18 protein-coding genes are annotated in these 22994 nt (G+C 34.8%); 12 read left to right on the top strand and 6 right to left on the bottom strand.

What is annotated here, in order from left to right; translation table 11 throughout:
• Positions 1-12: 12 nt before the first annotated feature.
• Positions 13-570: a hypothetical protein gene (locus FD18_RS03180; protein ID WP_057718561.1), complete on the bottom strand. Its 558-nt coding sequence runs from the start codon at positions 568-570 to the stop codon at positions 13-15.
• Between the two features lie 163 nt (positions 571-733).
• Between FD18_RS03180 and FD18_RS03175 the strand changes: the two genes are divergently transcribed.
• The 9 genes from FD18_RS03175 to FD18_RS03135 all read left to right on the top strand — a co-directional run bounded on the left by FD18_RS03175 (position 734) and on the right by FD18_RS03135 (position 9385).
• Positions 734-1546, top strand: coding sequence for a helix-turn-helix domain-containing protein (locus FD18_RS03175; protein WP_057718558.1), 813 nt, complete (start codon positions 734-736; stop codon positions 1544-1546).
• 158 nt (positions 1547-1704) lie between these two features.
• Positions 1705-2004, top strand: coding sequence for a hypothetical protein (locus FD18_RS03170; RefSeq protein ID WP_057718556.1), 300 nt, complete (start codon positions 1705-1707; stop codon positions 2002-2004).
• Entirely contained in the window at positions 2004-4190 is a 2187-nt protein-coding gene (locus tag FD18_RS09300) for a hypothetical protein (protein ID WP_083486746.1), read from the top strand. The genes FD18_RS03170 and FD18_RS09300 overlap by 1 nt, the downstream gene beginning before the upstream one ends.
• Positions 4191-4196: 6 nt before the next feature.
• Positions 4197-4844 (top strand): ABC transporter ATP-binding protein, encoded by a 648-nt coding sequence (locus FD18_RS03160; RefSeq protein WP_057718554.1) that lies wholly within the window; start codon positions 4197-4199, stop codon positions 4842-4844.
• A gap of 102 nt (positions 4845-4946) precedes the next feature.
• Positions 4947-5381, top strand: coding sequence for a CopY/TcrY family copper transport repressor (locus FD18_RS03155; protein ID WP_057718552.1), 435 nt, complete (start codon positions 4947-4949; stop codon positions 5379-5381).
• A gap of 12 nt (positions 5382-5393) precedes the next feature.
• Positions 5394-5771: a cupredoxin domain-containing protein gene (locus FD18_RS03150; protein ID WP_057718550.1), complete on the top strand. Its 378-nt coding sequence runs from the start codon at positions 5394-5396 to the stop codon at positions 5769-5771.
• A gap of 17 nt (positions 5772-5788) precedes the next feature.
• Positions 5789-6076, top strand: a complete 288-nt coding sequence (locus FD18_RS03145) for a cupredoxin domain-containing protein (protein ID WP_057718548.1) — start codon at positions 5789-5791, stop codon at positions 6074-6076.
• On the top strand, positions 6076-8010 hold the full coding sequence (locus tag FD18_RS03140) for a copper-translocating P-type ATPase (protein WP_057718546.1): 1935 nt from the start codon (positions 6076-6078) through the stop codon (positions 8008-8010). Before FD18_RS03145 ends, FD18_RS03140 begins: the two co-directional genes overlap by 1 nt.
• Positions 8011-8332: 322 nt before the next feature.
• Complete coding sequence (locus tag FD18_RS03135) at positions 8333-9385, top strand: YdcF family protein (protein WP_057718544.1); 1053 nt, start codon at positions 8333-8335, stop codon at positions 9383-9385.
• Positions 9386-9435: 50 nt separating this feature from the next.
• Here the strand turns inward: FD18_RS03135 and FD18_RS10060 are convergent, their stop codons facing one another.
• The gene (locus FD18_RS10060) at positions 9436-9699 is read right to left on the bottom strand and encodes a hypothetical protein (protein ID WP_235499865.1); all 264 of its coding nucleotides are present in this window, start codon (positions 9697-9699) and stop codon (positions 9436-9438) included.
• Between the two features lie 192 nt (positions 9700-9891).
• Between FD18_RS10060 and FD18_RS03125 the strand changes: the two genes are divergently transcribed.
• Positions 9892-10569, top strand: coding sequence for a mucin-binding protein (locus FD18_RS03125; protein ID WP_083486745.1), 678 nt, complete (start codon positions 9892-9894; stop codon positions 10567-10569).
• Positions 10570-10681: 112 nt separating this feature from the next.
• Here the strand turns inward: FD18_RS03125 and FD18_RS03120 are convergent, their stop codons facing one another.
• On the bottom strand, positions 10682-17134 hold the full coding sequence (locus tag FD18_RS03120) for a S8 family serine peptidase (RefSeq protein ID WP_057718540.1): 6453 nt from the start codon (positions 17132-17134) through the stop codon (positions 10682-10684).
• Positions 17135-17411: 277 nt separating this feature from the next.
• Here FD18_RS03120 and FD18_RS03115 point away from each other — a divergent pair, with 277 nt between their 5' ends.
• Together FD18_RS03115 and FD18_RS03110 are read left to right on the top strand one after the other, a co-directional pair.
• On the top strand, positions 17412-18308 hold the full coding sequence (locus tag FD18_RS03115) for a peptidylprolyl isomerase PrsA (protein WP_057718538.1): 897 nt from the start codon (positions 17412-17414) through the stop codon (positions 18306-18308).
• Positions 18309-18624: 316 nt separating this feature from the next.
• Entirely contained in the window at positions 18625-19338 is a 714-nt protein-coding gene (locus tag FD18_RS03110; RefSeq protein WP_057718536.1) for a hypothetical protein, read from the top strand.
• Here the strand turns inward: FD18_RS03110 and FD18_RS03105 are convergent.
• From FD18_RS03105 to FD18_RS03095, 3 genes are all read right to left on the bottom strand, one after another.
• Positions 19321-20550 (bottom strand): glycosyltransferase family 2 protein, encoded by a 1230-nt coding sequence (locus FD18_RS03105; protein ID WP_235499864.1) that lies wholly within the window; start codon positions 20548-20550, stop codon positions 19321-19323. The two genes, FD18_RS03110 and FD18_RS03105, sit on opposite strands and share 18 nt — an antisense overlap.
• 59 nt (positions 20551-20609) lie before the next feature.
• Entirely contained in the window at positions 20610-21029 is a 420-nt protein-coding gene (locus FD18_RS03100; RefSeq protein ID WP_057718534.1) for a hypothetical protein, read from the bottom strand.
• A gap of 400 nt (positions 21030-21429) precedes the next feature.
• On the bottom strand, positions 21430-22911 hold the full coding sequence (locus FD18_RS03095) for an APC family permease (protein WP_057718533.1): 1482 nt from the start codon (positions 22909-22911) through the stop codon (positions 21430-21432).
• Between the last annotated feature and the right edge of the window lie 83 nt (positions 22912-22994).

The following is a 22994-nucleotide window of genomic DNA, read 5'->3' as shown; positions in this document are numbered from 1 at the left end:
CCTTTCTTTTTCCTATAGTTTTCGGTTAGTTCCGTCATGTTCAACCTTAATTCTGACAATTAGGTGAATCAGATTATAGGCTAAAGCAAAAATCAAAAGGAAGAGCCAAAGAATGTCTTTAGGAGTAAGTAATATAAGCAAGATTGCAGCTCCAAGCCCGAGACAAATTGCGACTATACTTTCCCCAAATTTCAGTTTTTTATTCTTCAAATCTTTACGAAATACCGTATTTGTCTTAAAGCCTAAATATCCTGCACTTATAATGCCAAAAGCTAGTAATAAATAATCTAAATTAATGAAAGCAAAAACAATACTAGTCAGCTCATAAATTATTCCAAGGATAATAAAAATAATCTTCTGCGTCCTATTAATTGCCTTATTATCTTCAAGCATCTGTTCCACATCAATCCAGTAGTAGAGAATAACTGCTACGACAATGAAAGTAAGTAGCCAACCAATATTTTTCAATGTGAAGAAAACCATCATCAAAGCAATCAACAAGCTGATAATGCCAAAATACTTATCTTGCTTTTTTCTTTTTGCTAGTTCAATCCATCTTTTATCGTCCATCTACTCACCTTCCTTTTTATCTGATTAATTTAGAAACAAATACACAGATTACCACAATTTTTTAGATTATTTTATCTAAAATAATATCATCTTAGAAAATATTTGCAATATTTTATTAATAATGTTTTAATCTAAAAATAAATTTTATTTTGGAGAATGAACGATGACAATTGGCGAAGCTTTAAAAGATGAACGTTTAAAACTAAATTTAACTCAAAAAGAAATGGCAGCAAATATCATGTCTCGATCTCAATATGGTAAAGTTGAGAAAGATTTACATGATATTTCTGCCTCGGTTTTACTCAAGCTCCTTGAATTTCACCATATCTCTCCTGACTTCTTTTTTAAGCAAGTATTATCACCACAAACAGGAAAAGATTCTGAAACACAGCTACTACATGAATTAAAGACTGCATTTTTTGAACAAAATACAAATGAGTTAAACTATTTATTTGGTAAATCTGAAAAAATGTCTTTATCAAAATTCACGATTTACCAAATAATTCTTTTAAAAGCTATGCTAATTCAAAATGTAAAAGATATTCCTAGTGAAGTAAAAAATTATATTCAATTTCAACTTTTCAAAAATGAAAATTGGTCAAACGATTTAATGATGCTTTCCTTCTTTGGAAGCGCAACAATGTTTCTTTCTCCAGAAAGTTTAGATATTCATATGACAAGTGTCATCAAAAGATATTCAAATATTAGTACTTTCTCTCTAAAAGTTCAAAAACTTATTTCATCTGTCACTCTTAATTATCTTTATTACACACATTCTTTCCCTAACAAAAAAATTTGGTATCAATGCTTTACCCTACTTGATAATCTCTCTATTGACCCCTCTTTAAGCCATTACAGAATAATCAATTTATACTTCAAAGCTTTTCTAAAGAAAGATTTTATTAAACTACAGGCTATTAAATCTCTCTTGGAAGAATGCGGAGATACTCGAATTAGTTCTTTATTGCCCAAATAAGAATGCTCAAATACGAGCATTCTTATTTTTTTATAATATAGTCCGTATAATTTTAGTTATCTTATCAGAATCAGAAAAGGAAAGGAGATATTCTATGTATCCTACTATCCCAAATTTTTAACAAGTAATTAAATTGTATATTTTTGGAGGAAAGAAAAATGAAAAAACAATCTTTAAAAAAATGGGCGGTTTTAGGTCTTGTTACTCTTGGACTAACCACATCCGGAACAGCTTTTGCGGCATCTCAAACAGTCTACTATAGGGGAACGCCTGTATACTGGGAACATGGTAGAACAGCAGGAGTTTGGTCTTATTCAAAAGTTCAAAGCCATATTTATCAACATTGTACAACTGCAAACGGCGTTTGGTCTGGATGGAAAGGCAGGGGTACTTTAGCAGTAGCTAATACTTGGATCGCCCCTCGTACTCACGCAACTGCTTATTGGAACTGTCGCTAATGAATAAGCGCACGTTAACAAAGCGTACCTCTCTTGTCGGGTACGCTTTACTTATATTACAAACTTTTCTTATTTTTCTATGGCTCCTTTTAGGCTTACGCGATCAATACATTTCTACCTGGACCAATTATTTAAACGACCAGTCCCCCTATACTCTTTATCTTAATAACATTCCACCGACAAAGAAAGATGAGATTCTAGCTTATTTGAATCAGGTTTCTCACCAGAAGAACTTTCTCTTAGTTCGTAAAGAAAATAATGACGACCTATTTAATATTGGTGTTATGGGAACTCCTAAAACTATCGATGTCCAACTTAGTTTTGGAGGCCAATCCCTATTAGACAAGTCTAAGATTAACAAAGTTCTCCAGTCTTCTAATCCTAATGCTAGTATTGGTCAAGCTAATGGAACCATTAATCAACTTGCTCCAATTTCAAGCTTTTGGTTTTCTCCACTAATTACTGTTTCAAAATTAGAAAGCCTAGTAAAAAATGAAGATACTCTTCGTGGAAGCTATCAACTTGTTGGCGTAAACGATAAACAGACCTATGATAATATTATTAATCAGCTTCATAAAATAACTGACATCGAAAAAAGCGACTTCACATTTATTCAAAGCGGGAGTGCTAGCAATGGTGACCTGCTTAAAGATAGCATTATTTTAGGAATTATCTTAACTTCTTGTGGACTTTTAGCTTCTTTCCTAATAGTTTTTTTAAACAATCTCAAAGAATATGGAAATCTTATCTTATTAGGTTGGTCGAAAAAAGATATCTTGTTTAAAATCTTTAAACCATATTTAGTTATCCTGAGTTTGACTGCACTTTTTCTTTGTGTATTTTCAACAATTTTTAATCTACGTTTTCCTCTTAGCTTCATTACTTTAGGAATTAAGACAGGAATTGTTACGTCATTTATTTTTAGTCTTACTTTTTTCTGTGCTGCAAGCTTAGTTATTATTTCAAAAAATATTGCTCTAATTAAGGGATATTATCCTAAAAAATTAATTTATTCTTTCTTTTTTGGATTTTATTTGTTACTAACGAGCGTTGTTATTGGTACCTGTCTTTACATTGACCAGCCTGCAAAATCAATTTCAGAAACTGCAACTCAAGCTCATCAATGGCATACAGTTTCTAAAATGGAAGTTCTCGCTTCAATGGATAGTGGTAATGATAGTGTACGTTCTTACGCCGACACCTCCTCTAAGATCAATCGCGATTTCTATGATCTTTACCGGCATTATGCTAATAAAGATGGAGTTTATTTCGTGAACTCTTTTTATGCTTCTAAAACTTATATTGAACAAATGACAGATGGCTATAAGGAAATGCCCTCTCATCCCTTCACTATCTTAACTGCCTCTCCCAACTACCTAAAAACGATTAACTTTACCCTCTCCAATCAAGTATTAAAAGCTACTCAAAATGGAATTCGTGTAATTTACTTACCTGATAACATTTCCGGAGCTGAGAAAAGAAAAACTATCTCTTATATAAAAGAAAGTATGCAAGAAGGCATTCGATCTTCAGATATTTCAACTAAATTTACTCGATCTCGTAAATTCAAATTTATAACCTATTATCCTCAAAAATCTATCTTTCTTTGGAACAATACTCCGCAAGAACCAACGCTAAACAACTCTCCAATTATCTATGTTGCCAGCCCAGAAAACTTTTCTTTTGTAGAAATAGGTAACTTATTTGCATCGGGATTAGGAGGTTCGTTTAAATTTAAAGATTCTGCAGTGCGTAAACAAGTTCTTTCTCCAGATAATTTATCTAAATATCACTTAGCAGACAATAAATTGAACTTTGCGACTGTCCAGCAGTACATAGATGGGGTTCAAAAATCACTCTGGCAAACTCTAGCTATCTTCGGTTTGGTGATTATATTATTGATTATTCTCTTAATCTTACTTGTAGGTGTCTTAGCCTTTACTTACAAAAAGCTTAACTATGAGACTCTACTGATTAAACAGTTTTTAGGTTTCTCATTCAGACAGCTTTACACTCTACCACTCATTATGATTAGCACAATTAATGGAGGAGCTTTACTCATTATCTTAATTAGCCACAGTAAGATTGGAGTTCTAATAGAAATTTTAAATTTAATTTTACAGCTTTTAATTTTTTATTTAGCATTAAAAACTCACTTTGCTCAAAAAATGATAGAAAGGAATTAGACTAATATGATCGATGTAATCAAAGTTCAAAATCTTACCAAAAATTTTGGAAAAAGAATTATCATTGATAATTTAAATATGAGAATCAAGCAACAAGAATTCGTCGCAATTGTAGGTCCATCAGGATGTGGCAAATCCACCCTGCTCAATATTTTAGGTTTACTAGAAGATTGGAGCGATGGAACAGTCGAATTATTCGGACAGCCTCTTCCTTCACTCAACAGTAAACGAGCAATCATGTTAAGACGTAATACGATTAACTATCTCTTTCAAAGTTTTGCCCTAATTTCTAATAAAACAGTCAAAGAAAATCTTTATTTGGCTACTTACTTTAAAAAAATAGATAATAATAGGCGTGATAAATTAATTGATCAAATCCTTACTGAGCTAGACATATTCCATACTAAAGATGAACAAGTTTCTATTCTTTCTGGTGGAGAACAGCAGCGTGTCGCCCTTGCTCGAACTATTTTAAAGCCTGGGGATCTCGTTTTAGCAGATGAACCAACTGGAGCTTTAGACGATCAGCATGCTAAAGAAGCCTTAAATTACATTATTCAGCTACGTGACAAATATCAAAAAACGGTAATCATGGTTACCCATAATTTAGAGCAGGCTCAGCAGGCTGATCGAATAATTTACTTAAATAAATAAAATATTTCTATTTGAATAAGAACTATTTTTTTAATAATTTTATGTTGACAAACGTAAACTAAAAGTTATATGATTACATTTGTAAACGAAAGGAAAGTAATAATGAACGAAAAAAATTTATCTTCCATTTCAGACAGTGAATGGGAAGTAATGCGTATTGTCTGGACATTAGGTGAAACTCATACAAAGCAAATCCTAAAAGAACTTCGGGCAAAAAAAGATTGGTCAGATTCAACTATCAAAACACTAATTAGACGTTTAGTTCAAAAAGGCTGGTTAACTGCTAAGCACGAAGGACGACGTTATACCTACACTGCTACTGTTAGTCAGACAGACATGATGTACAACGAAGCTAAAACCTTATTAAACCGAATGTGTGACATGCATAAGGGCGAAGTGATCCTAAAACTTTTAAAGGACTCACCCATTTCTAAAGGCGATTTAATGAAGATGCAAGAAGAAATTAGTCAAAAAGAAAAAACAGCCCCCAACATGGTCCCATGTAACTGTTTAAAAAACGGCTCTACCATTTGTTAGGAGGTCTTAAAAATGAATATTAGTCAAATGCTTGTCTTAATTATTGGAATAATTTTAATTGGCTTTATTGTTTGGTGGTTCTTTGGCAAACATAAAGAAGCTACGGGAAGCGGAACTATTGTTAATGATGAACAAACTGCAACAATTGTAGTTAACGGTGGATACTCTCCCTCAACTGTAGTTTTGAAGAAAGGGATACCTGCACAAGTCAACTTTGATATGCGCGATTCTACTGCCTGCTTATCACATGTTGTCTTTGAACAATTGGGCGTTAATAAAGATCTAACTAAACAAAAAATCACTACAGTTAATATTCCAACCGACAAGCCTGGTACTTATAACTTTGCCTGCGGAATGGACATGTTTCATGGAAAAGTAATTGTTAAATAAAGAAAGGAACTACTAAAATGAGTATTTTTTCAAAAAAACAAACTAAAAAAGTCGTCGTCAATGCAGAAAATCATGGCTATAAACCGGATACTATTACTTTTAAACAAGGTAAACCAGCTCAATTAAAATTTATTCCTTCTGACAATATGGGCTGTATGAACGAAGTAGTTTTTAAAGACTTGGATATAGATGACAAACTTGATGACAAAAAAGAAGTTATTGTCAATATTCCTACCGACAAGCCTGCTACTTATAATTGGAGTTGCGGAATGGACATGTTTCACGGGAAGGTTGTTGTTAAATAATGAAGTTATCAAACATTAAACGATTTTGGATATCGTTTATCCTCTCTATCCCCATGCTTATTCAAATGTTTGCAATGCCATTCCATTGGATGATGCCAGGCTATAATTGGATTGCTCTGATTACAACCACAATCATTATGGCAATCTCTGCACTTCCTTACTGGAAAAGTGCTATTGCTGCTTTTAAAAAGCATAGTGCTAATATGAATACCTTAGTGGCTACTGGCACAGCTGTTGCGTATTTCTATAGTATCTTTGCCATGATCACTAACCGCCCCGTTTACTTTGAAAGTGCAGCATTTGTTACGGTCTTCGTCTTATTAGGCGACGCTATGGAAGAAAAGATGCACGATAACGCATCAAATGCCTTAGGTAAATTAATGGGTTTACAAGCAAAAGATGCAGAAGTTCAAAGAGATGGTAAATTTGTAAAAATTCCATTGGATCAAGTTCAAGTTGGTGACATTATTCGCGTTAAGCCAGGTGAAAAAATTCCAGTTGATGGTGAAATTCTAGAAGGGGTTACTACACTTGATGAATCAATGGTTACTGGTGAAAGTATGCCAGTTGTCAAAAAAGTTGGTGACACCGTTGTAGGATCAACTATTAATAGTAATGGCACAATTACTTTCAAGGCTACTAAAGTTGGTTCTGACACCATGCTTGCTCAAATAGTTGACTTAGTTAAAAAAGCTCAAACTAGTCATGCCCCAATTCAAAACTTAACAGATAAAATTTCTAATATTTTTGTCCCTGCTGTTATGATTATTGCCATTTTAACTTTTATCATTTGGTATTCATTCCTTGGAGCAACCGCTGTTAAAGCAATGCTTTTTGCAGTTAGTGTGATCGTTATTGCCTGCCCATGTGCTTTAGGACTTGCTACTCCAACCGCTTTAATGGTGGGTACTGCTCGTAGCGCTAAAATGGGAGTTTTGATCAAGAATGGTGAAGTTCTTCAAGAAGTTAGTGACTTAAATACTGTTGTCTTTGATAAAACAGGTACTATCACGGTTGGTAAACCTGAAGTTACTGATATTGTCGGTGACGAAAAACAAGTTTTAACTATTGCTGCAAGTCTTGAGGAATCCTCTGAACACCCTCTTGCTACAGCAATTATCAAAAAAGCCGAAGCTGAAAAATTAGCAATTGAAAAAGTTGATGACTTTGAAGCTATTGAAGGTAAAGGCGTTAAGGCTAATTATCATGATCAAACAGCTTTTGTAGGAAGTAATCGTTTATTAGCTGATGTCAATATTTCCCCGGAAATGAATACAAAAGCTACAAAATTACAAGAAGAAGCTAAAACTGTTGTTTATGTCGGCCTAAACGGTGAAATTATTGGCTTAATTGCTATTCAAGATGTTCCTAAGCCAAGCTCTAAAGAAGCTATCAGCGAACTTAAGAAACGTGGATTAAAGACAGTAATGCTTACAGGCGATAATGAAAAAGTTGCTCAAGCAATTGCTAATGAAGTTGGAATTGACCAAGTTATTGCTGGTGTTTTACCAAACGAAAAAGCTGAGCATATTCAAGAACTTCAACAACATGGCGACAAGGTAGCCTTTGTTGGGGATGGTATCAATGATGCCCCTGCTCTTTCAACAGCTGATGTTGGAATTGCCATGGGCTCTGGTACTGATATTGCAATTGATTCTGGTGGTATTGTTTTAGTTCAAAATGACTTACGCGGTGTAGTACGTGCCCTAGATATCTCAAGGAAGACCTTCAATCGTATTAAATTAAACCTCTTTTGGGCCCTCATTTATAATACAATTGGTATTCCAATTGCAGCTGGATTATTCGCTAGTTTGGGCTTTACTCTAAGCCCTGAGCTAGCAGGTTTAGCTATGGCATTTTCATCTGTTTCAGTTGTTGGTAGTTCATTAATGCTTAATAAAACAAAAATTGCTGGTGATACAGCAAAGGCATAGTCACTTGACTATGCCTTTTTTAGAATTAACTATCATTTTATAATTCTTAATCACCGAAATATTGTATTTTCTCTCCAAAACTTGTTTCCATTTATATTTTTAGATTATTCTATTTATTACCTAGTATATAATTTATCCATTTTATACCCCACACTATGCACTCATGGGGGACAAAATAGATTTTTTATTCAGAATATATTTTCTTCATAAAGAAATTATTTGCATAAAGTCATATGAATTTACCTTATAAAGCAAATTGCATTGAAATATTGTTAAAATTTACTTTATAGAGAAAATATACTCGACTAAAAGGCGGAATTCTATGTTTGAAATTTTTTATTGGTCTCTAGGACTATTCCTAGCAAGTTTAGGAATATTTATTTTTGTTTTAACTCACGAAAGACGGTCAATGTGGGCTGGATTCACTTTGACTACCACTTTGATGTTTTTAGGATTTTTATCTATTGATACGATTATTATTATCGATACCAAATTTCCCGGTCATCATCAAATAATCTCGCAAATCTTACTCTTACTCGCTGTCGGCATTGCATTATTAATCTTTTTATTCGTGATTTTACTCATTTTAATGTTTGTCTATAACGGCATTAAAATATTATTCAAAGAAGGAACTAAATGGACTAACTTTCTCTCTTTAGGGATGGGAGTAGCAATACTATTTTTAATTTTTGGTTTTCCCTTGCTTGGTCGCTTTAATACACAGCCATGGTTTCGTTTCATTTATCTATTTTTGTCACTCAGCATCTTCTATCTGATCTTTATTATGGTGATGTACACTTTAACGTCTTGGCTTAACTTAATTAATATTCGACAAAAACCATTAAACTACGTTGTGGTGCTTGGTGCTGGATTAATCGGCAAAAAAGTTACACCACTTTTAGCCAGTCGCATTAACCGCGGAATTGAAATTTATAAGCAGAATCCTGGCTCAAAAATTATCATGTCTGGCGGACAAGGTCCAGATGAAGCAATTCCTGAATCTCATGCAATGACTGCTTATGCTGAGGAGCACGGCGTTCCTAAATCTGATATCATCATTGAAAATAAATCTAAAACAACTAACGAAAATCTCAAGTTTTCCCACAAATTAATGAAACCCGACTCACGCTTTTGCCTAGTCACCAACTCTTATCATGTTTATCGTGCGCTTGTTTTAGCAAAACGCCAAGGATTGCAATGCATCGGTTATGGCGCAAAAACCAAGTGGTACTTCACCTTGAATGCTTTTATCCGCGAATTCATTGCTTATCTTGTGATAACTAAGAAATTGCAGGCAACTATGATTGGTCTTATCGGCTTGATGACCTTGCTGCTAGCAGGGATGTATTACTTATCGATCATTTTAGGATTATAACTTTATTTACAAAACGACTTAGTAATTTATTTACTAAGTCGTTTTTTTGTCTATTTCTCTTTATATTTATTAAAAAATTTTGTCATTTCTTTACCAAAAGTAGGCATCCCGCCCCATTCAAAACTTTCTAAAATCAATTCACACTTTTTTAAATGCATCTCTTTTTTATCACCGTGATAAGCAATCAGTTCTTCGTAAAAAGTGAGCATTTCCCGATAAAGAAAAAATTCAGGAAGTACATTAAGTTGCTTACCTAAATCAATAAGTCCTTTTGCTTCCCTATCCTTCTTTTCTTCAATTCCTTGTTGTAACACATTTAACAAAATCGCAAATAATATTTCATCTTGTCTTTCAACTTTTTTCTTTTCTAAAGCTTTAACAATCTATTTAATTATTTGCCGATTACTATCAAAATCATACAAATCCACGAAATTCGCATAGACTGATAATTTATGGGTATCATATTCTGGCATTAAAAATATCTTTTCTTTTAGCTTATTTCTTAAATTGCTGATCACTTAACTGGTGACCACACATTTGGTAAGATCAATACTCCTGTCATTAAGGGCTACACTACAACTGAAACTACTGCTGGTGGGGCAACAGTAACGAAGAACAACTCTGACGCCACAATTACTGTGACATATACAACAAATGGTCACATCATTCCAGTAGGCCCAGACGGTAAGCCAATTCTCGATGCTCCACAGCCTCAGTTCCCTACTAGTCCTGATAGCCCTACTGAAACTACTCCGAGTCAAGTTCCTGATGTTCCTGGTTACCACCCAGAATCTGGTAAACCTGGCGATCCTGTAGATCCTGTTCCGGGTAAACCTGGTGAAAATGTTCCTGTGAAATATGTTCCAGATGTAGTTCCAAATAAACCTACTGGTCCAGTTACTCCTAAACCTGTTCCAGAACAACCAGCTTCCAATTCTAAAGCTGAAATACCTACTACTCCAAATAAGCGTGTGCCTTCTACAGTTTCATTCAAGCCAGTTAAAGAACACAGCACTGTGAAGACTAAAAAGGCTACAACAATTAAAGCTAATTCTTCACAAAAGGCTGCAACTCTTCCACAAACCGGACGAAAAGAAAATCAAGGTCAACTAATTGGATTAGCACTGGCAGGATTAGGGATACTTCTAGGATTAGTTGGCGATAGAAAAAAGAAGAATAGCTAATTATTCAAATCCACAAAAAATGCGCTAAGATTCAATATCTTAACGCATTTTTCTTATATTAAGGAAAAGAATTTTAATTCATCAAAATGTATTTCCCGGGGAATTTATCATCTTAATTCTTATTTCTTCTCTTTATAACGATTCCTACACTAGCAAGTAATGTAGTCACACCAGTGACAATCAAGCTAACTAATGTTTCTTTTTCTCCTGTCTTTGGTAATTCTTTATTATTTCCATTGTTAGATTTCGAAGAATTCGTCTTAGTAGCTACTTGTTTATTATTCTGGCCATGAGTATGAGGCTTTACTGAAATAGAACCGCTTGTCTTTTCATGGATTGCATTCTTCTTTATTGGTGTTTGTACATTAGCAGCATCATTCTGATTTGAAGATTCTTTACTATTTTTAATTGAAGTTTGTTGATTTGTTCCTATTACGTTGTCTTTATTTTGAGTAGAGGCTGTTTCATTTTGCTTTTCAACTGGTTCCACTTGTTTACTTGAAGACTCATCTTTAGAAACTTCACTTACTTTTTTAGTGTTATCCTCATTTTTCTTTTCTGTAGTTGATACGTTTACTGATTGTTCAAACTTAGGTAGGACTACTTGATGCTCTGTTTTCGTCAAAATACCCTTAGCAGTTTCCAGAACAGCCTTTGCATTTTCTAAGCTAGTTGAAGATGTGGCTTTATCATTCAAAATTTCCTGTACATTATTCAGTATCTCTTTGAATTTATTTTGTGATTCAGCAGTATAACCATCTAAATTCAAACTGTTATTCTTATTGACTTCTTCCTGCAAACTTGCTCGAACATGCTCTGCTTCTTGATCATTAGTGGATTTTGTTTCATCTTTTTTAACTAAATCTTTTTCTGCTTCAACTAGAGTTTCTGTGGCCTTATTAACTTCTTCTACTTGTGCATCTTTTGAATCCAATATTCCTTCTGCAGTTTTCTCAGCATTTTCTTTTACTTTAGCTGAATCATCAGTATATTGCGATTTATCTTCATCTTTGTGCTTATTAAGCTCTTCTTTTAATTGATCTTTAGCTTTTTCAACATCAGGATCGGAAACTGTTTTTTCAACCAAAGCCTTTTCAGCCTGTGTCAAACTATCAAGGGCTTCTTGAATTTCACTTGTGTTTGCTTGCGTATTAGTTAAAACTTGATTTACTTTTTTCAGCGCATTACTTAAGCCTTCTACGCTTTCAGAAGTATATTTGGTGGTATCAAGTTGACTAAGTTTTTCTGCCTTTTCTTTTAAGGCATTTTTGGCGGCCATAATCTCTTCAACATTGGTTTCTTTTGTATCAGCTGGCTGTGTTGGCTTTTCTGGAGATACCTGTTTCTCCTTAAGAGCCTTCTTTGCATTAACAATAGAGTCAAATGCTTCTTGAAGGACAGCTACATTCGCGTCTTTATCAGATAAAGTCTTCCTTGCCTGATCAAGAACCTTAGTCATTTCTGCTACTGAATCATCAGTGTATTTACTTTGATCAAATTCTTCATTTTCTTTAATTGTTTTTTCCAGTTTTTCTTTAAGTGCCTGTAAGTCCTTATTAACTTCATGTTCTGCTGGTTTTTCAATTAAATTCTTAATTGCCGTATCTAAACTTTCAATTGCGTGCGTCAATTCTTGAAGAGTTGCCGTCTTATTTCTTAATACTTTGCTTGCTTCTTGACGCGCTTGAGCTAAGTTTTTAGCTGATTCATGTGTGTATTTACCAGCGCTTCCTAAAGATCTTGCTTGATCGAGTTTCTTTCTTAGCTCTTTTCGTGCCTGAGCTGTACTCTCATCTGTATTAGGCTGATCTTTTTCAATTGTCTTAACGGCATATTCAACAACATCTGATTCATTACCATATTTATCAGTAGTCTTAAATAAAATCTTTCCGTTCTCTGTAACAGTCAGCCCTTCTTCTGGCAAAACTGCATATTTATTTCCGCCATCAGTACTATATAAGACGTTGCCGTCTTCACCTTTTCCAGTTATTGTCACTGATTTTTTATCTGATGCAGTTGTAGCAGTAATTTGTGGCGCTGTCAATTTTTGAGCTTTCTTATAGTGTACGACCAAAGTCTGAACTTCACTCTGATTATCATTATTATCAGCTACTGCAACATTAAAAGTATTTTTCCCTTCTTTAAGTTTAACAGTATGAGTAAATTTCTTTCTCAAATTCTTGGTGCCATTATAATCGATATCATCCCAATTTGCATCAACATTATTATCATTTATAAACAAACTATAATATGGGTAATCGTCGCTAATTGTACCTTGAACTTCAAACTCTTCCTTATTTGTATAAATTGGTGTGTAGTGTCCCTGTTTATCCTTTTCGTGGTTAAGGGTTACTTCTGGAGTATTTGCATCTACATAGAAGGTTAGTCTTTCTTGAACAGTGTCTCCAATCGTCGTATCTCCAATTAAAACTGGAAACACCTTAGAACCGTGATTACCAAGATCCAAAACTAGTTTAAATGTTCCATCTGACTTCACTCTAACATCTTGATTACCAATTCTAAGCGTAGTAGTTGGACGGCTAACCTTTCCAGTTAATGTTAACTTACCAGTTTTAGGATCATAGTTCTTTGTTTTTGCGTTAACACTACTTGTTCCAAATTTAACTCCATTATCAAAAGTAACATTAGCTGCTGAAACAACAGTTTTACCACGATCACTCGATTTAACAATTTGCTTAACTGATGAGCTATTACCATCCTCATCGCTAACTACAATATTCATTACATTTTCGCCATAACTTACTGGGACTTTGACTGTAAATTCATGCTCACTATTTGGCTTAGCGCTATATGTTTTATCATTAATTTTTACAGCAACTTTATCAGCATCGGCACTAACTTTTCCTGATACTTCCACTGTATCTTCAGAAGTTTGACTTAACTTAACTTCTCCATCTCCAGCATAGGTTTCTTGATTATCAATTTTAAGACTCTCAATTTTAGCTGGCACTAGACTAACTTTAATATCTTTTTTAGTAATTAAAGTCTCATGTTCCTCATCAGCATAGAATTTAACCTGGGTATCATAATCACTAACTGATAATGGTAATGTTGTAACAAAGCGTTCGCTAGATTCATCATAGCTTATCTTAAGCTCATGCTCTTTCCCATCTTTACCAGTATATGTACCATATACTTTTTCTGGATATGTACCTGAAATCGTGTAAGAATTATCACTTGCATTATATGCATCACTAAGTGTTGTTATTTTGCTTGGTAAGTTCTTATCGATAATTAGTCCAAAGTTTATTTCACCTGGCTTATTAGCTACACCTGAAGTAGTTCCGGCATTAGTAGCATTATCAAAGACAGCTATAGACAAATCGTTTTTTCCTGCTTTAAGCGTTCTAACTTGCTCATCACTAAGTGGAATTTCAATCTTTTGATATCCAGAATTTGTTGAACCTACAATGTCATATGATACATTTCTATTGAGCTCACCATTTACGTAAGTATTTGCTTGACCATTTAGACCACTAAAATTGTCTTTTGCTTCAGCTTTAAGGACATACGATATTTTCCTGTTCTGATCTTTATGCGATCCTAGCTTCAAATTCTTAACTTCTGGTTTAACACTATCAACCTTAATTTTAATGTCATAGTGTTGTTGCTTGTTCGTTCCATCGACTGTACCCGTTACACGATAAGTGTAAGTTCCATCAGGTACTTTTTCAGTTTTATTAGTTTGTTGGTTGAAATATGTACCATCCCAAGCTGGAGCATAATTGAACTTAGCATATCTTTGACTGCTAGCAGCCCAATATGACTTGGTCACATGCGCTAAAGAGGCCAAAGTATTAATTACTTCACCATCTTGATTTAAAATTTCAGCTTTAACATTGTTGGCATTTCTAAATAAGAAATACTGTGGCTTCAACCACGTTACGGATGCCCCATCTGCCGTAGATAATGCAATTGCATCTGGATCAATACGATAATTTCCAACATGGCTTAATCCAGCATATCCGCTTGCTCCATTTTTATTTCCAGCCGTTACAATTGTACCTAAATTATTGTTTTCCGGATTAAATGCTAATCCATTCAATCCGTCAAAAATAGCTGGCTCAGCCCAATCACCAAAGAAGCCCATGTATGGAATTTTTAAGTGGGAATTATCTGATCCAGTAAAGGCCATAAATCCTTCAACATATTGGTTTTCTTTGAAATTGTCCGGTAATGATAAAGTTACTCCTACGTCTTTAGTTGAATTTGCTGGAACTATTATTTTTTCATCTGGAGTAAGCGTAGCACCTTCAATTTTCTTTTCAAATAATTTTCCTGTTTTGGAATCTGTTGCTGAAGTATATACATCCGAAAACTTTCCGTTACTATTTAAACTATATTCGATCTCTTTATTAGTACGATTTGTAAATTTAAGAGTAAATTGATGTTTACGATCCTTGAAGTCTTTCAATTCAACTCCTGGGTATCCATTCCCACCACTAACTGTTGAAGGATTATGCAAAATTGCATTAATTGCAGCTTCTACATTAACTAATCCACTCCCCTGTCTACGAGGTGATTCAATAACTGAATCATGATCAAGGTCAACTTCAATATTTGTTGTATTCATCTGAATATTCTTTATTAAAGCTGCTCGTTCACTCTTAGGCATCTTTTGATATAATTCATAAAATTTTCCATTCTTGTCATTCATTGCTTGCACAAGTAAAGCTTGAGAACCGGCAATGAATGGTGATGCCATTGAAGTCCCGGACATATTAGTGTAGCCATTATTATTTTGCAAAGACCAAATATTTCCACCTGGAGCGGTAATATCAGGCTTAAATGCCAAATTAGAAACAGGACCATAAGACGTAAAATCAGACATCAAATCTTCTTCACGTACCACATTATTCAGTGGTTGAACTGCAATGTTTACTTGCAATACTTCATCAGGATGAGATTCAAGATAATCAACAAGCTTTTTACCATCATCAGTTGATAAACCGGCTGTTGGAAATCCTTCGTTATACAAAACTGATGTTAGTGGGGTATTTCCACCAGCATTATTTATAATAAGAAGTCCAGCTGCACCAGCTTCCTGAGCATATTTTTGTTTATCAGTAAAAGCAATTGCTCCACGAGCTACTACGGCAATTTTTCCTTTTACATCATCGGTATACTGATCCGGTGTTCCCACACCTAACTTTCCAGCTACGTCTTTTACAAGATAGAATTTTTTATTATCAAATGCAGAAAGATCAGTGTTAGGAGAAAGCTGGGTAACAGCTGGTCCAAACAGCTTTTCTCCACTTGCAGTAGAGATAGTCATTCCATCAGTAGTCACTTTCGTATTCTCAGCTGATGCAACTGTTGTTGCCCCTCTACTTGTACCCGGACTACCAATAGTTTCCATATCTGGATTACCGTAAAAATCTTTATTATTTCCCTCTTGATCTGACGTTGAAGTACCAGAGTTTCCTGCTGAAATTACAGCTGCTGTTCCATGCTTAACAGCTTTTTCTACAGCTGCAATTTCTGGATCATCTTCAGTCTGTTCACCTGAAACTGATCCCAAAGACATATTCAGAACATCTGCTCCTAGCTTAGCTGAATCATCCACTGCACCAATTATACTGGTTGAATCAGTAGATGCAGAACTATCTGAGTTAGAGAAAGCTTTCATGGCAAGTAATTGTGCTTCGGGAGCCACTCCAACTACTGAAGTTGCTGGATTAGTTCCGGTACCATTTGCACCAACGATACCCGCAACATGCATACCGTGTTGTTCTTTTGGATCATCATCCGTAATAATATCGTTATTATCAGAATAGTTATGACCAAATGGTACTTTACTGGTGAAGTAACGACCGTAGCCACTATTTTCAGTAAAGCCATCAACATCCTTAGCAGTCAATTTAGCTTTAGATTCGTTGCTTAATCTCAAATCCTTATGATTAGGATCAATACCAGTATCAATAATTGAAACAACTGTTCCTTCACCTTTATATTGATAGTTTGACCAAACCGTCGAAACATTGGCCATATTATTTGCTGAGGTATCGGCTGCAAAATATACCTTAGCTAAAGTAACTGATTTTACACCCTTAATTTCTCTTAATTTTTTAATATCTCCAACTTTTGCTTTTGTTGCAAAACCATTAACTACATACCCATAACTTTTATCAATGGCTTGATTTGTAATTTTTTGAACTTCATTCTTAATTCCAGATTGAGCAGCAATTACTTTATTCGATGCTTGCTCAATTTCGACTCTACTTGCTGTTTGTGAATCAATTGATCCATTTTCAGAAGCTGGTAGAGCGTCGAGTTGGACAATCACATCTACATAGACCTCTTGCTGTTCTTCGGGTGTTAGTCGTTCAAAATTAACACCTTGAGCAGCAAGTTGCGCCTCAATAGCTTGTCTCGAGAGAGCGGTCGTAGAATGTTCTACAGCTGCTTTAGATTTTTTAACGCTGTTAGTTTGGCCTTCTACACTTGCCTTTACGACTTGTTCTCCTCCACCAAGTACTTGACCAGTAGTTATAAGAGCTGTACTGAGCAATAACCAAGCATATTTTTCTCTCTTCTTTTTCATTTAAATCCTCCTTAAAGAATTGATTAACTGACCCTTGTAACTAATTTATAATAAAAATGCATTTTAATATATTTTTATTTTAATATTATATCCATTTTATATTAAAGTTCAATGCTTTTTTATACAAAAAAATAACTATCAAATGTACATTATTTATTAATTTCTTCCAAATTATGCTACTAATGCCGAAAAAATTAACATTGATTTATAAATAAATAACTGTTTAAATTATTAAATAAATATTAGCATAATAAAAGCTTTTTCATTGGAGGTTTATATGAAAAAAATAATTAAAGTTGGTGCTTTAGCAGCAAGTAGCTTTTCCTTATTATTTTTAGCTGGTTGCTCTTCAAATAATCAGGAAGTTGCACAATATGGCGATAAAAAAATATCGCAGGAGCAATTTTATCAGGAACTAAAGAGCTCCCCAACTAGCAAAACAATTCTAGCTAATATGTTGATCTACGGGGCTCTTAAAGAAGCGTACGGAAGTAAGCTTAATAAAGATCAGGTAGAAGCCGACTATAATAGTTACAAAAAAAGATATGGATCTCAATTCGATTCCTTTTTAAAAGAAAACTCCTATACAAAAAAATCGTTTAAACAAATGATTGAATTAAATTATCTAAGTAAAATTGCTTTAAAAAAGCAAATGAAGCCAACCACTTCCCAATTAAAAGAAGAGTGGAAAGATTATCAACCGAAGATCACAGTTCAGCATATTTCAACTACTAGCCGTGATACAGCAAATACAGTTATTGAGAAACTTAATAATGGTGAGAGCTTTGCTAGTTTAGCTAGTAAATATTCTGTCGATAGTCTAACCAGTTCCAATGGTGGAAAATTGTCCGCTTTTGATATGCAAAATAGACGGTACGATTCTACTTTCAAAAAGGCCGCCTATAAATTAAAAAATGATGAATATACCAAAGAACCTATCAAAGTTACAAATGGTTATGAAGTCATTAAAATGATTAACCATCCTAAAAAAGGTAACTTTGCTGATAAGCAAAAAGAATTAACTGACGCAATTTATAATAAATGGGCTAGCAACTCTAGAATGATGAATAATGTTATCAGTCAAGTATTAAAGGAACAGCATGTATCAATTAAAGACAAAGATTTAGAATCAGCTCTTGATATGTATAAAGGTTCCAATAAAGCAAATTTTTAAATACTAAGAATTAATATATATAGAAAAAACTCTATTAAATTTTGGTGTTAATAAGCCTCGATTTAATAGAGTTTTTAATTTGAATTAAGATTTTTAAAGATATTTTTGATTAAAAAAGATTTAAATCATACTAGTTTATAAGAAATACCAGCAGACCCCTTGCGGACACATTATAGAAGAGTAGTAATAATTTAAAAAATTACAGTCTCTATAATATGAGTAAGAACCAAAGTAAGAGTATGAATATGAGTAGTATACTCTCACACTAATTGAAACATAGTAATATCTAGTAGATGATGTTGGAGCTGTGGCGCCTGTGCCTGCTGTTGGGGCTGTGACAGCCGTGCCCGCTGTCGGAGCTGTGGCTGCCGTACCTGCTGTTGGGGCTGTGGCTGCTGTGCCTGCTGTTGGAGCTGTGGCGCCTGTGCCTACTGTCGGAGCTGTGGCTGCTGTGCCTGCTGTTGGGGCTGTGGCTGCCGTGCCTGCTGTCGGAGCTGTGGCTGCCGTGCCTGCTGTTGGGGCTGTGGCTGCCGTGCCCGCTGTTGGAGCTGTGCCTGCCGTACCTGCTGTCGGAGCTGTGGCTGCTGTGCCTGCTGTTGGGGCTGTAGCGGCTGTGCCCGCTGTTGGAGCTGTGCCTGCCGTACCTGCTGTTGGGGCTGTAGCGGCTGTGCCTGCTGTTGGGGCTGTGCCTGCCGTACCTGCTGTTGGAGCTGTAGCTGCCGTACCTGCTGTTGAGGCTGTGGCTGCTGTGCCTGCTGTCGGAGCTGTGGCTGCCGTACCTGCTGTTGGGGCTGTGGCAGCTATGCCTGCTGTTGGAGCTGTAGCGGCTGTGCCTGCTATATTTGCTGTAAGTGGAGCAGTTTCTCTTACATCAGCTGTTTCTGCAACTAAGCCTATATTGTGTTCATCTTGTAAGTTATTATCATTTTCAGCTGCCTTCGCCTTACCGGTATTTAAGATAAAAGCCATTAATAATGCTGCTGTAGTCAGAGCTAATCTATACTTTTTCATTTTATTTTTTCCTCTTTAATTCATCTTCACCATGAGTTGTTTTTACCCAATATGAGTTGCCACGTATTTTCTTATAAAAAGCGATAATTATAGAAATATATAACAACAAATTATATATTGGAAAAGATATCAGCATACTTGCCATTAATACGTACTGCTTAGACAATGTTAATTTCCAATATTTCCATCCCAAGTAGCCACACCAAATTATGTTAATACTTATCAGTAGAACTAGTAAGCGCCAATATCCCTCTGCATTAATGCTCACAAATCCAAGGACTATCAAGTGACTTGCCCCAGTAATTAACGTAATTATTGGTAAAATCATGTAGAAAGTCATTTCACATTTTGCTCTTAAATTAAGATTGTCGTTAGATATTATTTTTCCCCAATAATTTACTAAGCAATCTAATCCGCCCTGCACCCATCTACTTCGTTGTCTAATAAAAGCTAGAGGATGACTTACGGCTTCCTGAAACACCACGATATCGTGAGCATACAGAGTCTTTTTTCCATTCAAAAGAAAACGTGTACTAAATTCAAAATCTTCAAGCAAAGCATTTCCCCAAGGTCGATTAGTATCAACTGCACTTGCACGAATACATTGACCATTTCCAGAAGCTGCTGCATTAGAGATGATATTTCGTGTATTTTGGATCCAATCATTAATTAAGGCAAACTCTATATCCTGTAAAATATGTAGCCAATTAGTTATCTTTATCATACCTACTCTAGTTTGCAAAAGATCTAAATTTTCATCTAAAGAGAAGTACTGTAAAATCTTTCGATAGCCTTTTGCTGTCATATAGGCATCTGCATCCATAACTTCGATAATCAAGTATCGAGGATCATAATTATTCTGTGAAATGAGTCGACTATAGGCCCAATTAAGGGCTTCACCTTTACCAATTTGTGCATTTGGCTTTTTTCGCTCAAGCAACTTAACTCGATCAGTTTTTTCTTGAGCTATTACCATCTTAGTAATAGACGACGTTTTATCGGAAGAATCGTCATCAATAATTACCATTTCAACCTGAGAAAGTCCTGCCGTACTTTTTAAAAATTGTTTTATGGTTCGACTAATTACCGCCTCTTCATTCATTGCGGGAACTAATACTACTAAATGATACTTAGGATCAATTTTGCTTATATTTTTTGATAAGAAAGATTTAGTATTTTTACCCCATATTATTAATAAAACAACCCAAAGTACATAAATAAAAATCCCCATTGCTGAAATATCAAAAATAATAGACTCTATTTTTGATCACTTCCTAACAGACAAGTCATTTACTTAACTCGAATTGCTATAGGAGCCGTCGCCGCAGTTGCAGCTGTAGCTGCCGTTGGGGCTGTGGCTGCAGTCGCAGCTGTAGCTGCTGTGGGCGCAGTTGCAGCAAGAGACCCTTTTGCAGGAATGCCGAGTTTGCCCGGGATACCTGGTTTTCCTGGAATTCCAGGCTTGCCTGGGATAGCTGGTTTTCCTGGGATACCTGGAATAATAATCCATTTACCATCAGTTACTCCACCTTTAGCAGTTTCTGCCACTTTACCTAGAGCAGCTGTTTTTGCCACTAATGCTTTGGGAGCTGTTTTTGCTGTTTCACCTGAGGTTAAACTATTCGCTATTACCTGATAAACATCAAGTTGACCTAAGATAATTACTGTACCTAAAGCAAAAACTATCTTTTTCCAGTTCTTAATCTTCATCTTTATTCCCTCCTACGCTATTACAAGTGTTATGTTATCACTTCACTTTTTCTAATTCAATGTTATTTATAATAATATTTTGATGTTATTAACAGATTATTATAATCACTATTTGTAATTCATAATATCTGGAATAATCTAGTGTTGTCTTCGGATAATCATATACGTGGAAAGAATTAACAGAATATATTTTCAAAATTCACTTTTTCATCAGTACGTTTATCTTAAAGTGCTTTATCTTACTTAACTTGTTTTTTATTTAAGTTATTTTCGTTATATAACAATCCTTAGATTATAGTTATCTTTATTATTTTAATTACTCCTTTGCTATTTTGAAGCACAAAAAAACCGAGACTCATTTCTGAATCTCGGAAGTAATAGTTTATTCTAAATATCTAATTTATTCTTTAATCTCGACCATATCTTCTTCTTCAGATTTTTGTTCAATCTTACGGAGCCATGGTAAAACAAATCCTAAGCCAAACAATACAACAACAGTAATAATGTTCATCCATAATTGATGAGTAAATGCCTTAGTACCCACTGCCACGTTTTGAGGAATAAATCCTAAAGTAGCACAAACAAAGGTAAAGAGTAAGCACCACCCACCAACAGTTAAAGCACCGGCCTTATTTTTAATAAAGACATAGTCTGAGTGATACTTATCTTGGTGCATTCTCATTGCTACAAAGGCAAAGAATACCCAACAAGTCTTATATGGCGAAATAATTCCGTTAACATTCAAAAGCCAGTTATAAATAGTATTGATGTTCGGCAAAGTTCCAGTCAATAGAAGCAAGAACAAACTAAGTCCGACAGTGAATGTGTATGAATGAATTGGACGTCCGTTCTTGTTTTTCTTAGTAAGCCATTTAGGCATGAACTTAGAACCAACATCCCCTGCAAATACACGACTTGATGCATCAAGTAATACTGCAAGTTGTGCCATCATAAAGATTGCTTGGACAACTGCAAAAATGTACATTAGCACTTTACCTACACCCAAGCTTTCACCAAGTAATTGGAAAGCGTAGTAAGGACCGTTCATCTTAAAGTCATGTGGAATGTGGTGAGCATTAAAGAACATTGCTAAAGCCAAAGTTCCAAAGATGGTTAAGAATCCAGTCATAATTGCTAGCATCCACATTGCTTTAGGAAAGTCGCGCTTGGGATTCTTCATTTGTTGCACATAAGGCGCAGCAAGTTCAGCACCTGACATTGCAAAGATCAAAAGACCAGTAGTTGAGAAGTAATTCAAGCTAAACGAAGGCTTAAATGCGCCCCAGTTAAATGGTTGTGTTGCAATATGATGTCCATGCATTACTGACCAGGCAGCAAGCAAAACAAAGAGCATAGACATAATAAACATTGCTCCCCCACCAATTAAAGAAAGAATTTCTAGTGAATTGCGTAGTTTATTTTCTAATAAAATAAAAATCAAAATAATTACGAATGTCAAAATTCCAAACCAGAATGTTGACATTTTTTTATCTAAACTATTGTTTCCAAAAATCATCCAGCTGAATGAAACAATAACTGAGTTTGACACGTCGACAATATACGGTACACTTTGGACCCAATACATCCATGAGGTCCAATAGCCTAAAGTATCATTAGTACTTCTTCTTACCCAAGAAGCAAGACCACCATCCTGATTATCAAAAGTCAAACTCATCTGACTACTAATCAATGCGTAAGGAATAACATAAGTAAATAGAAGAAAAATCCAAGAAATTACAACTGATAGACCTTGGTTTTGAAATGGATAGAAGATATTTTCAAAACTAATAATCGTTACAAAGTCAATCAATGCAATAACTGGCCAACTCATATAGTGCTTTTTATTCGGTTCTAAATCATTTAAGACATCTGGTTTATCCAATTTTCAATTTCCTCCAAAATTAAAATATTTATCTAAATCCAATGTCTCAAATTTGGAGGTTTTAAAACTATCATCAAAGTATT

It is taken from the genome of Lactobacillus taiwanensis DSM 21401 (assembly GCF_001436695.1).
Lineage (GTDB): Bacteria > Bacillota > Bacilli > Lactobacillales > Lactobacillaceae > Lactobacillus > Lactobacillus taiwanensis.
Note: the sequence above shows the minus strand (reverse complement) of the source record. Positions and strands in the feature narration are given on the sequence as shown.